Annotated in this window: 7 protein-coding genes; 3 read left to right on the top strand and 4 right to left on the bottom strand. The window is 70.0% G+C overall.

All coding sequences use genetic code 11. From position 1 onward, the window contains the following. Positions 1-8 precede the first annotated feature (8 nt). Positions 9-425, bottom strand: coding sequence for an ATP-binding protein (locus tag ACQP09_RS01610; protein ID WP_432150127.1), 417 nt, complete (start codon positions 423-425; stop codon positions 9-11). Positions 426-578: 153 nt separating this feature from the next. Then, complete coding sequence (locus tag ACQP09_RS01605; RefSeq protein ID WP_433395339.1) at positions 579-1,181, bottom strand: sigma-70 family RNA polymerase sigma factor; 603 nt, start codon at positions 1,179-1,181, stop codon at positions 579-581. Positions 1,182-1,258: 77 nt separating this feature from the next. Here ACQP09_RS01605 and ACQP09_RS01600 point away from each other — a divergent pair, with 77 nt between their 5' ends. Together ACQP09_RS01600 and ACQP09_RS01595 are read left to right on the top strand one after the other, a co-directional pair. After that, entirely contained in the window at positions 1,259-2,137 is an 879-nt protein-coding gene (locus tag ACQP09_RS01600) for an alpha/beta fold hydrolase (RefSeq protein WP_433406461.1), read from the top strand. A 106-nt stretch (positions 2,138-2,243) separates the two neighbouring features. After that, positions 2,244-5,612 carry a LamG-like jellyroll fold domain-containing protein gene (locus tag ACQP09_RS01595; protein ID WP_433395337.1) on the top strand — a complete coding sequence of 1,123 codons (3,369 nt, stop codon included), beginning with the start codon at positions 2,244-2,246 and terminating at the stop codon, positions 5,610-5,612. 77 nt (positions 5,613-5,689) lie between these two features. On the opposite strand, the gene ACQP09_RS01590 is transcribed toward ACQP09_RS01595, so the two are convergent. Together ACQP09_RS01590 and ACQP09_RS01585 are read right to left on the bottom strand one after the other, a co-directional pair. After that, on the bottom strand, positions 5,690-8,029 hold the full coding sequence (locus ACQP09_RS01590; RefSeq protein WP_433395335.1) for an AbfB domain-containing protein: 2,340 nt from the start codon (positions 8,027-8,029) through the stop codon (positions 5,690-5,692). A 49-nt stretch (positions 8,030-8,078) separates the two neighbouring features. Then, positions 8,079-10,523, bottom strand: coding sequence for an RICIN domain-containing protein (locus ACQP09_RS01585; protein WP_433395334.1), 2,445 nt, complete (start codon positions 10,521-10,523; stop codon positions 8,079-8,081). A 627-nt stretch (positions 10,524-11,150) separates the two neighbouring features. Between ACQP09_RS01585 and ACQP09_RS01580 the strand changes: the two genes are divergently transcribed. Next, a complete protein-coding gene (locus tag ACQP09_RS01580; protein WP_433395332.1) occupies positions 11,151-12,236 on the top strand; it encodes an ABC transporter substrate-binding protein in 1,086 nt (361 codons plus the stop codon). The last annotated feature ends 14 nt before the right edge of the window (positions 12,237-12,250 follow it).

Raw genomic sequence — 12,250 nt, 5'->3', positions numbered from 1 at the left:
TCTCGTCGTCAGCGGAGCACGGTGGCGAGGATGACCTTGCCGCCGTCCGGCGACTCGCGGACCGTGACCTCCTGGGACAGCCGCTGGACCATCGGCCAGCCGAAGCCGCCGGTGCGGCCCGTCAGGTCGGGCGTCCGGTCCTGCGGGTGCGCCGGGCTGGGGTCGGTGACCCGGACGTGGACGCCGGTGCGGTCCGCGGTCAGCCAGAGCGCGGTGACGGATCCGGCGTGCCGGACGGCGTTGGTGACCAGCTCCGTCACGAGGAGCAGCAGGTTCTGCACCACGTGCGAGGCCGGCGCGGGATGCAGCCGGGAGAGGAAGCTGGTGACCGCGTCCCGGGCGTCGGCGGCCTTCTCCGGCCGGCAGACGTAATCGGTGCGGGTCTCCCCGTCCGGCGAAAGTGTCATCAGCATGCGGTCGTTCATGGCGGTCACCCCGTCGCGTGAGCTTTCTGGCTGAAGTCCGGATACCCCCGTATCGGCGTTTCATGGAAATCGGCCGCGAGAACGGGTGATCCCGGTCCTCTCGCGGCCTTCTCACGGCACCCTCACGGCCCCCTCGCGCCTCAGCTTCGTGCCTCAGCTCTCGCCGCTGAGCCGGTCGCGCTGGATGCGGTGGGCAAGGGTGCGGCGTACGGACGCGGACCCGGTGCCTGCCACGTTCGCCGGGACGTCGAGGCCGCGGCTGATGGCGTCGTATGCCGTCCGGTAGCCGCCGGGAAGCTCGGTCCGGTGCAGGCGCAGATCCTCCTCGACCAGGCGCCGCAGGGCGTCCACGTTGGCGGGCGTGAGGCGCTTGCGGCCCCGGCCGACGGCATCGACGAACCGCGAGCAGCGGGCGTCGTGGTGGAGGGCCTCGGAGATCTCCTCGGCCAGGCCCCACAGGCGCCCTTCGAGCCAGGGCGTGTCGTCCTGGTCGAGCGCGAGCTCCGGCGGCGGAGGAGGACTGCCCGGCCCGTGCCGGGTCACCTGCTTGGAGACGGCCGGCTGGCTCATCCCGGAGAGCCGGGCGATCCGCTCCTGGGGCCAGCCCGCTCCGGCGAACAGCGCGATCATCTCGCTCCGCAGCTGCCGCATCTCCTCGCCCGCGCGGATGACCTCGTTCATGTCGGCGAACATCCTCCCGGCCTGTTCCTCGCTCAGGAATCCGGAGGGCGGGCGGCGGTCGTCCTCGTCTGTCATAGCTCGGTTATACCGCAACGGATACGCGGTTCATAACCTGGTTGTACAACCAGGTTATGAACTCCATGATGGTGGCCATGACCTCCTTCGTGGCACCAGACGGAACCCTCCTTGCCTATCGCGAGCTCGAGGGCGATCGCGACGAGGGCGACGGCGACGGCGGGGGTGGCGGTGGCCACGGCGATCCGGTGATCTGTCTCCCGGGCGGCCCGGCCGACTCCCGCTACCTCGGCGATCTCGGCGGTCTCTCCGCGTACCGCCGGCTCATCCTGCTCGACCTGCGCGGCACCGGCCTCTCCGCGCTGCCCGAAGACCCCACCTCCTACCGCTGCGACCGCCAGGTGGCGGACGTCGAAGCCCTGCGGGAGCACCTCGGGCTCGCCAGGGCCGATGTGCTGGCGCACTCCGGCGGTGCGAACCTCGCGATGCGGTACGCCGCCCGCCATCCGTCGCGCGTCGGCAGGCTCGCGCTGATCGCGCCGGGCGTCCGGGCGGTGGGCGTGGACATCGACGGGCCGATGCGCCGCGCACTCGCGCTGCGCCGGAAGGACGAGCCGTGGTTCCCGGCCGCCTTTGCCGGGCTGCAGGCGATCACCGGGGGAACCGGCACCGACAGCGACTGGGAGGCCATCGCGCCCTTCCTCCGGGGCCGTTGGGACGCCCAGGCCCGGCTCCACCACGCGGCCGGCCGGCCGGTGAACGGCGAGGCCGTCGCGCACTTCGCGGCCGAAGGGGCTTTCGATCCCGAGGCCACCCGTGCGGCACTCGCCGTCTTCGGGAGCTCCGTACTGCTGCTGGCCGGCGAGTTCGATCTGAACAGCCCGCCCGGCGCGGTGGCGGAATGTGCGGGGCTGTTCCCCCGGGCCACGTTCGTCGAGCAGCCGGGGGCCGGGCACTACCCGTGGATGGATGACCCCGGCCGGTTCGCGGCGACCGTGTCGGCCTTTCTGGAGTAGGGCCGCGCCGAGCGTCGGGGTGCGTGCGGTCACGCCGTACCGCACGTTTCTATCGTTGAAAATTCTCGGTGCACGACCGTTGTGCCGTGTTTGGTGTTGTGGCTCAATGTTCGACTATGTGCAGTGCCTCGCCGGTTCGAGGTACTCCCGGCTCTTCGACGAGGATGACGCCTTGACACGACAACACCCGCGCCCCCGTGCCCTGTTCAGGGCCCTCACCTGCGCCGCGGCGCTCCTGATACCGGTCGGCGCCACCCTGGTGCCGACGGCCGCCGCCGCACCCGCCACCTCCGCAGCGGCCACCTCCGCACCGGCCTCCGCGCCCGCCTTCACCGCCGACGACCCGGTCACCGATGTACGCGGGCTGAAGGGCGAGTACTTCAGCATGTCCGCGCCCGGCGCCCGGGACTTCGCGGAGCTCGGCGCCACCTCCCTGGACCCCGAGATCAACTTCCCCGGTCTCACCGGTACGTTCGAGTCGGCGACCGGCAAGACCGAGCACACCACCGCCCGGTGGACCGGACAGCTCGAAGCGCCCGAGACCGGCTCGTACACCTTTTCCGCCATCGGTGACAACGGCTTCCGGCTCTTCCTCGACGGCAACGTTGTCATCGACCACTGGCAGCCGGACTGGGACAACGAGCAGCACAGCGCGCCGATCACGTTGAAGGCGGGCGAGAAGCACGACTTCAAGCTGGAGATGTTCCAGGACATCGGCGGCGCCAGCATGTTCCTGCGCTGGCAGAGCGACACGCTGAAGAAGCAGATCGTGCCCGAGTCCGCCTTCACTCCGCCCGCCGACTTCGAGGTCTACCCGGTCGCCCTGACCGTCGCCGAGAACGGCAAGCGCCTCCAGGCCACCTTCAAGGACCGGGTCGCGAACCACGGCAAGGTGAAGGACCACCTCAAGATCGAGGTCGACACCTCGCCGATGCCGGTGAAGAAGGTGAGCCGCGCCTCCGGCAACCCCCGGGCGCTGATCATCGACCTCGCCGCTCCCGTTCTGAAGGACCAGCGGGTCAAGGTCGTCTACGACGGCAAGGGCGGGCTGACGTCCGGGACCGAGACCGTCCCGGAGATCGGCCGGACGGCGAAGAACCTCTCCACGCACCGCCTCACCACCACCTGGGGCGACAAGCTGGACAAGAACAACCCGCTCCCCGAGTACCCGCGCCCGCAGCAGGTCCGCGACCGGTGGAAGAACCTCAACGGTCCGTGGGAGTTCGCCGGAGCCACCGAAGGTGAGAAGCCGGTGTTCGGCAAGAAGCTCGGTGAGCGGATCATCGTGCCGTTCCCGGTGGAGTCCCAGCTCTCCGGCCTGGAGCGCGACGAGGACCACATGTTCTACCGCAAGCTCGTGACCGTGCCGAAGAACTGGTCGGTCGGCAAGGGCGGTTCCGGCAAGGGCCAGCGGCTGAAGCTCAACTTCGACGCCGTCGACTACCGGTCCACGGTCTGGGTCAACGGGACCAAGGTCGCCGAACACACCGGTGGATACACCGGGTTCAGCGCCGACATCACGGACGCGCTCAAGGGCAGCGGCCCGCAGGAGATCGTCGTCGCCGTCACCGACAAGACCGGCCCGAACCAGCCCAAGGGCAAGCAGTCCACCCGTCCCGGCGGCATCGTCTACACGCCGACCTCCGGCATCTGGCAGACCGTGTGGATGGAGCCGGTCGCGCCCGCCGCCATCGACTCCCTGACCACGACCCCGGACATCGACACCGGCCGTCTCGCGGTCACCGTCAACTCGGCGGAGGCGTCGGCCGGTTCCCGTATCACCGCCGTCGCCCGCGACCACAAGGGCAAGGTCGTCGGTACGGTCTCCGGACCCGCCAACCGCAAGCTCAGCCTCCAGCTCAAGAACCCGCGCCTCTGGTCGCCGGACGACCCCTACCTGTACGACTTCGACGTGTCGCTCACCGACGGCCGGTCCAAGGACAGCGTCGAAAGCTACTTCGGTATGCGCCAGTTGAAGGTCGACAAGGTCGGCGGCTACCAGAAGCTCGTCCTCAACGGCAAGCCGTTCTTCTCCCTCGCCATGCTCGACCAGGGCTTCTGGCCGGACGGGCTGTACACCCAGCCCAGCGACGCGGCGCTCACCTTCGACCTGAAGGCGCAGAAGGACCTCGGCTTCAACGCCGTACGCAAGCACATCAAGGTGGAGTCGCCGCGCTGGTACTACCACGCGGACCGGCTCGGGCTGCTGGTGTGGCAGGACTTCGTCAACGCCGACATCGACAACGACGCCGGAAAGAACGCCTTCCTCACGCAAGGCAAGGAGTTGATGAAGCAGTTCCACAACTACCCCTCGATCAGCGGCTGGATCGTCTTCAACGAGGGCTGGGGCGAGTGGGACCGGACGGTGACCGGTGAGATCGCCGAAGAGGTCAAGGCGCTGGACCCGTCGCGTGTGGTCAACGCGCACAGCGGCGTCAACTGCTGTGCCTCCAAGGGTGATTCCGGCAAGGGCGAGATCATCGACCACCACGACTACGTGAACGACGACCCGGCCTTCCCGGACGACCGCCGCGCGGCGATGGACGGCGAGCACGGCGGCTTCACGCTCCGGACGCCGGGTCACATGTGGCCGGGTGCGCCGGCCAACATCTACTCCGGCGTGGCGGACAAGGCCGCCCTCACCGCGAAGTACGTCGACAACACCCGTACGTACTACCTCGCGGCCGCCGGCGCCGAGCTGTCCGGCTCCGTCTACACGCAGGTCAGCGACCTGGAGAACGAGCTCAACGGGCTCTGGACGTACGACCGTCGGGAGATCAAGGTCGACCCGAAGAAGGTCCGCGAGATCAACCGCCAGGTCATCGCGGCCGGTGCCAACGCCGGTCAGCGCGACGAGCTGAAGGGCGGCGGCTCCTGGTCGCTCGACGAGAACCAGGGCGCCACGGCCCGCGACAGCGGCCCCAACAAGGCCCATCTCGCCCTGGAGGGCGGCACGTCCTGGGCTCCGGGCGTCACGGGCTCGGCGCTGAAGTTCAACGGCGAGGGCCAGTACGCGCAGAGCACCGGCCCCGTCGTGGACACCACGAAGGACTACACGGTCTCCGCGTGGGCCTCACTGGACGCCCTGCCCGGCAACTACGCCACCGTCGTCAGCCAGGACGGCCGGCGCACCGAGAACCCCTTCTATCTCCAGTACGGGCAGGGCGCGTTCGCCTTCTCCACCCCGGGCGGCAAACGCGCCCGCCTGGAGATCACACCGGAGACCGGGAAGTGGTACCACCTGGTCGGCGTCCGGCAGGGCGGCGAGGTGAAGCTGTACGTCGACGGGAAGCTCGCCGCCACCACCGAGGCCGGACCCGTCGATGTGAGCACCGGTCCGCTCTCCGTCGGCCGGGCCCAGTACGGCGGCGCGAAGACCGACTACTGGCACGGGTCGGTCGACGAGGTCGGGGTGTACGACAAGGCCCTGACCGCCGATGAGGTGACCGCCCTGTACGGCAGCCGCAAGCCGTAGCAGGCAGCCGGCCCGGCAGCGGACGGGACGTTCTCCGCCGCTGCCGGGCCGGCCAGCCGGTCACCGCTCCTGAGGGATCACGGAGCCCAGGGAGCATCCACCGCCCACGTCGTGTCCTCCGTGAACAGGGCCGGGCTGTCGAAGGGCCGCCCGCCGCCCGGTGTGGCCAGCCAGACCTCGGAGCCGATGTGGCGGAGATAGCTGCCCGGCAGGTTGGCGCTGGTGAACCGCACTCCGCCGGTGCCCGCGACCGCGCACCAGGTCGCATCCGCCTTGAACAGCGCGGAGTTGTCGTCGGCATCGCGGTGGACTCGGAAGTCCCGGCGGCGGAGGAACTGGCCCGGGTAGTTGCGGGACTCGAAGGAGTAGCAGTTGCTGTTGGCGAGGCCGGTGACGATCTTCCAGGTGGCGTCGGCCTTGAGCACCGCCGAACTCCCGCTGTTCACCACCTCGGTGAAGGCCTGCGCGTTGTAGTGACGCAGGTGCTTGGTGGTGTGTCCCGGCGTCGTGACCCGGAGGGACCTGTACTGCCCGGTGGGCAGCGTCACCGGCGGAGCGGGGGTGCGGGACGCCTGGATGAGGGCCTGGTTGGCGGCCTTCACCCGGGCGGTGTCGACCTTGACGACCTGGCGGTCGTAGGTCAGCAGCCCGTTCACCTCGTTCTCGACGTCCGTGATCTCCGTGTAGACCGACGCGGAGAGCCCGGCGGGGAGCTGGCCGATCCGGATGGCGTCGAGCAGGCCGACGAACCGGTTGTTGAGCGCCGCGACGCTCGGCTGGTCCTCGTAGCTGAACCCGCCACCCGGGTACCACTCGTGGCCGGGAACCTTGTAGCCGAGCCCGCCGAACTCGCCGAGCACGGCGGCCCTGGTGGCGGTCGGAGCCGTGTTGCCGGGGCCGACGTAGATGTGGTTGTCGACCACGTCACCGTTGCCGCCGTCGACCGAGCCGCAGCAGTTGACCCCGCTCATGTTGTTGACGAGGCGCGACGGGTCCTGCGCCTTGACCTCGTCGGCGATCCGGGCCTGATCGTACTGGCCCCAGCCCTCGTTCTGGTTCACCCACATCACCACCGACGGCGAACTGCGGTGCTGGTCGATGATCGCCCGGTACTCCGCCTCCCACTGCGTGCGCGCCGGCCCGTCCGGAACCTTGCCGGTGTCCATCGACGGCATGTCCTGCCAGACCAGCAGCCCCAGCCGGTCCGCCCAGTAGAACCACCGCTGCGGCTCCACCTTGATGTGCTTGCGGACCATGTTGAAGCCGAGGTCCTTGTGCGCCTGGAGGTCGTACCTCAGCGCCTCGTCGGTCGGCGCGGTGTAGATGCCGTCCGGCCAGTACCCCTGGTCCAGCGTGCCCGTCTGGAACACGAACTTCCCGTTGAGCACCGGCCGCAGGATGTTGCCGACCTTCGCCAGCCCCACCGACCGCATACCGGTGTAGCTGCCCACGGTGTCCGTGACCGCCGAGCCGTCGAGGAGGTCGGCCCGCACATCGTAGAGGAACGGGTCCTCCGGGCTCCACAGCCGCGGGTTCGGCACGGGTACGGAGATCTCCCCGCTCACCGCCCCGGTCGCCGAGCCCACCACCGTACCGCCGCTGGAGACGGTGATCCGGGCGCTGCGGCCCGCCGCGCCCGCCGTCTGGACCCGGACCCGGAGCGTGCTGTTGCCGAGGTTCGGTGTCATGTCGAGGCGGGTGATGTGGGCGGAGGCGACCGGTTCCAGCCAGACCGTCTGCCAGATGCCGGAAGCGGCGGTGTAGAAGATCCCGCCGCCCGGGCGCGGCTTCACGTCGTTGATGCGCTGCTTGCCGACCGCCTGGCCGCCGGTCTGGCTCGGGTCGTAGACGGAGACCACGACCGTGTTCCCACCGCCGTTGAGCTGGGGCGTGATGTCGTACGCGAACGAGTCGAAGCCGCCCTTGTGCGCGCCGACCTGGGTGCCGTTGACCCAGACCGTGGTCTGCCAGTCGGAGGCCCCGAAGTGCAGCTTGATCCGGCGGTTGTTCCAGTCGGCCGGGACGGTGAAGGTCCGCTTGTACCAGAGCTTGTCGTTCTCGGTGATCCGGCGCTGGATGCCGGAGAGCGCGGACTCGGCGACGAACGGGACGCGGATCTGCTCCGGGAAGGCGGCGGGCTGACCCGCGTCACGGCCGGTGACCGCGAAGTCCCAGATGCCGTTGAGGTTCGTCCAGTCCGGGCGGGTCAGCTGCGGGCGCGGATACTCCGGCAGCGGCTTGTCGACCGGGACCTGATTGGTCCACGGCGTCGTCATGGGCGCCGGCTTCGGCGTCCAGGCGGCGGGCGCGGCGGCGGCCGGGGAGGTGCCGCTGCCGACGAGGGCGGTGGTCACCAGGGCGAGGAGCCCGGTGGTGGCCGTTAACCTCCGCCACCAGGTGCGGGGTGCTGGGTGCATGGTTTGTCCGTCCTTCTCTCGGTTGTACGGGGAGGAGTGAGCGGCGACGTCAGAGCAGCCGCCACAGGTGGTCGGCCGTTCCGTTGTCGTCGTACTGGACGACATGGGCGCTGTCTGCCAGGGACATCCCGTCCACGCCGAGCACCTTGTCCGAGTTCCGGTTGCGGACGCGGTACCAGCCGCCTCCGTCCGGAACGAGCTGCCAGAGGTGGTCGGCGGTGTCGTTGTCGTCGAACTGCACGACGTGCGCGCTGTTCGCGGTGGACATCAGGTCGACGCCCAGCACCTTGCCGGAGTGGCGGTTGCGGATCCGGTACCAGCCGTCTCCGTTGGCCACCAGCCGCCACAGGTGGTCCGCCGTCCCGGTGTCGCCGAACTGGACGACGTGGGCGCTGTTGGCCGTGGACATGCCGTCCACGCCGAGCACCTTGCCGGAGTGGCGGTTGGCGAACCGGTACCAGCGGTCCGCCAACCACGGTTCCGCTTCCGGGGCCGCCGTGGGGAACGACGTGATCCGCAGGCGGGCCGCGCCCATCGGGACGAGCGTGACCTCCTCGACCGGCTCGGTGGAGCGCGCCGGGCTCGGCTGGAGGGGTGCGACCACGCGCTCGTCGTCCGCTGTCCACTCCGGGATGCGGCGGGCGCGGGCGGTCATGGTGAGCGGGTTTCCGGCATGGGTGAACGGGTTGTCGCCAGGGGCGCGGCCCGTCGAGCGGTGACGCAGGTCGGCGGTGGGGCGGGCGGGGTCCAGGACGAGGCCGTAGTTCCAGGGACTCGTGGCGCGGACCGCGTACTCCGGGAACGTATCGCTGCCGCCGATCCGTTCGTACCGCTCACCGATCCGGAGCGAGTACGTGAGCGGCCCGTGGTCCACGCTGACGGAACGGTGGTTCTCCGTCCAGGTCCGTACGGTGGTGCGCTGCGGCAGCCGCAGAGTGACCCGGTCGCCGCTCGCCCAGGTGCGGTCGATGCGGGTGAAGGCCGGGCCGGCGGGGGCGGTGACCCGTTGGCCGTTGACCCGGATGTCCGGGTCCGCGCACCAGGCGGGGACGCGCAGGACGAGAGGGAAGCGCAGAGGTTTCGGTGCGGTGAGGGAGAGGGTGACCGTGTCGGTGAAGGGGTAGCCGGTCTCCTCGGTGAACGTCACCTCCGTGCCGTCGGCGACTTTCGCCGTCACCTGGCTCGGCGCGTACATCGCCGCCGCGAGCCCGCCGTCCGGCGTGGCGAGCCACAGCTCCTCGGTGAAGTAGGGCCAGCCCATACCGTAGTTGTGCGGGCAGCAGCGGTACTGGTCCACGCCCGGCAGATACGCCAGCATCGCGAACGGGTTCTGGAACTGGCGGTCGCGCTTGGGCTCGTCGTCCAGGTCCACGCTGTTGGCGCAGGTGATGTAGTGCACCGCCTTGCCCGACGGATCGAGCGACGCGGGGAGCGAGTTGAACGCCAGCTCCTCGCAGCGGTCCGCCCACAGCGGGTCCCCGGTGATCCGGGTGAGCAGCTGGTGGCTGGCCATGAACTCGACGATCCCGCAGGTCTCGAACCCCTGGCGCGGATCGCCGTGGCCGGGCCGGGCGTTCTCGTCGCCGGCGAACCCGCCGCCGGGGAACTGGCCGTAGGCGTCCATGGCCTTGGCATAGGTGCCGTAGGTGTTACGGGTGTCGGTCGCCGAGCCGCTGCGCAGCGCGAACTGGGCCGGTTCGCGGAAACCCTGGGCGATGTTGACGTTGTGCGGGTTGACCAGGTTGTTGCCCCAGTTCGCCCCGTAGCGATGGATCTTGTCGACCAGGTCCATGAGGAAGGCGTCGCCGGTGCGGTTGTAGAGCCACATGACGCTGTCCAGGCCGTCGCCCCAACGCAGAGCGATCCAGCTGGTGTTGAAGGCGCCGGGGCCCTGTGCGTTCATGAAGCGGAAGAAGCGGCTGAGGAACGGGACGATCCTGGTGTCGCCGCTGTACTCCTGCCAGGAACGCAGCGCCTGGATCAGCGGCAGGAACGGCCAGAAGTCCGGGCCGCCGTTGAGCGAGGTCCGCAGCGCCTTCGGGCCGAAGAAGCCGTCGCTCTGCCCGGTGGCGAGGATCGCGTCCATCCAGCGGCGGGTGGTGGCCAGCGCGGTGGCGTCGCCGGTGACGATGGCCAGGTCGGCGTATCCCCTGAGCCAGTACGGGACTTCCTCCCAGCCGCCACGGTCGGGCCGGATCCATCCGGTGGCCGTGAAGTCCAGGAAGTGCGAGAACTCCTCGTACCGGCCGCACAGGCCTTCCAGCTGGAGCCTGAGCTGACCGGCGAGCCAGCCGCGTGCCTTCACCTTGCCCGGTGGGAGCTTGAGGAAGGCGGTGGGGTGGAGGGGTGCGGCGTTGGGGGAGTAGTGGCCGCCTGGTGCGGCCGCCACCTGGTGGCGGGCCGGTGTCGCGGCGGTGGCCCACCGGCTGGAGGTGCCGGTGGCGACGGCGGTGGCCACGGCGGTCGTGATGAGCTGCCTGCGGTTCAGCGGCATGGGTGCGGCTCCCGCTCTGAGCCGGGTCCGCCTGAGCTGCGGTCGGCTCGGTGGGGGTGGTGGCCACGCGCGATGCGTGCGCGGGCCCGGTGCAGGGCGTGGTGCGGGACGCCGTGGTGCGGTGCGTGATGCGGTGCGTGGTGCGCGAGCCTGGTGCGGAGGCCGCCCGGCCGGGGGAGCGGCGGGGCGGCCGTTCGTGGGCGTGCCGAAGGTCGCCGTCGCGCGGGCGGCCCGGCGTACGGCATCCGTTCTTGCAACGTTGGAAATGCGGCGTCCGGCGGTATGACAGCACGGCGCCGGGCGGCTGTCCAGAGGGTGCGCAGGAGCCGTTGCCGTACGGCGCATCGCTTCCCGTCCGCGGCCCGTTCGGGCGCTCGGCCGGGTGGCCGACACATTTTGGAAACGCATCGACTCCGCTCTTGCCGCCCGTGCCGCACCGCATATATAACGTTGTAAACCGAGCCGCCGACAGCCCCAGCAGGCTCTCGCGACCGCTGTTCCCGCACGTCGGAGCAGGGTCGCGAGGAGTGCAGTGGCACCCGCCGCCGCGCGGCCGATGCCTCGTCCCGCCCTGCCCGACCGCACGCCGCCGCGCGTGCCGTCAACCCGCCAAGGAGCGTTCCGCGCATGATGATCCAGCGTCGACCCCGTACCCTCGCCGTGGCCTGCCTCCTCGCCGCCACCGCCACGCTGGCCGCCGCCGGCTGCGCCAAGTCGGAGACCTCGAACACCGCGGGCGGCGACAGCAGCCAGGGCGCCCAGGAAGCCAAGTCCCCCGACTCCGCCTCCGGTTCGGGCTGCACGCTGGAGACCTACGGCGCGCCGAAGCTGGACCTGAAGGACGCCGTGGTGGGCTTCTCCCAGTCGGAGAAGGAGGCCAACCCGTTCCGGATCGCCGAGACCCAGTCCATCAAGGACGAGGCGAAGAAGGTCGGCGTCAAGAAGCTCCTCACCACCAACGCCCAGTCCCAGCTGTCCAAGCAGATCAGTGACATCCAGGACATGCTGTCGCAGGGCGCGCAGTTCCTCATCGTCGCGCCGCTCAACTCCGACGGTCTGGAGCCCGCGTTGAAGGCGGCGGCGGCCAAGAAGGTGCCGGTCCTCACCATCGACCGCAAGGTCAACTCGACCGCCTGCAAGGACTATGTGGCCTTCCTCGGCTCCGACTTCGTGGAGCAGGGCAAGCGCGCCGCCGACGCGATGATCAAGGTGACCGGCGGCAAGGGCAAGGTCGCGATCCTGCTCGGCACCTCCGGCAACAACGTCACCACCGACCGCACCAAGGGCTTCGTCGACCAGGTGAAGGCCGAGGCGCCGGGCCTGGAGATCGTGGCCCAGCAGACCGGCGAGTTCGCCCGCGACAAGGGCCAGCAGGTCATGGAGCAGCTCATCCAGTCCAAGCCCGACATCACCGCCGTCTACGCGGAGAACGACGAGATGGGCCTCGGTGCGCTCACCGCGATCAAGGCCGCCGGCAAGAAGCCCGGCAAGGACGTCAAGATCGTCTCGGTCGACGGCACCCGCAACGCCGTCCAGGCCCTGGTCAACGGCGAGTACAACGCGGTCATCGAGTCCAACCCGCGCTTCGGCCCGCTCGCCTTCGCCACCGCGCAGAAGTTCTACGCCGGCGAGGAGATCCCGGAGAACGTGATCATCACCGACCGCGAGTACGACGAGGCCAACGCCAAGGACTCGCTCGGCGGGGCCTACTGACCCGACCGGCCGGC

The organism is Streptomyces sp. CA-146814 (assembly GCF_050942385.1).
GTDB lineage: Bacteria > Actinomycetota > Actinomycetes > Streptomycetales > Streptomycetaceae > Streptomyces.
The sequence above is the reverse complement of the archived record's forward strand: the minus strand, read 5'-3'. Positions and strand labels throughout refer to the sequence as shown.

Excerpts from the sequence above, each read along its gene's own strand:
- ACQP09_RS01585 (WP_433395334.1), bottom strand. The coding sequence starts at position 10,523 with ATGCCGCTGAACCGCAGGCAGCTCATCACGACCGCCGTGGCCACCGCC.
- ACQP09_RS01580 (WP_433395332.1), top strand. The coding sequence starts at position 11,151 with ATGATGATCCAGCGTCGACCCCGTACCCTCGCCGTGGCCTGCCTCCTC.
- ACQP09_RS01595 (WP_433395337.1), top strand. The coding sequence starts at position 2,244 with ATGTTCGACTATGTGCAGTGCCTCGCCGGTTCGAGGTACTCCCGGCTC.
- ACQP09_RS01600 (WP_433406461.1), top strand. The coding sequence starts at position 1,259 with ATGACCTCCTTCGTGGCACCAGACGGAACCCTCCTTGCCTATCGCGAG.
- ACQP09_RS01590 (WP_433395335.1), bottom strand. The coding sequence starts at position 8,029 with ATGCACCCAGCACCCCGCACCTGGTGGCGGAGGTTAACGGCCACCACC.
- ACQP09_RS01610 (WP_432150127.1), bottom strand. The coding sequence starts at position 425 with ATGAACGACCGCATGCTGATGACACTTTCGCCGGACGGGGAGACCCGC.
- ACQP09_RS01605 (WP_433395339.1), bottom strand. The coding sequence starts at position 1,181 with ATGACAGACGAGGACGACCGCCGCCCGCCCTCCGGATTCCTGAGCGAG.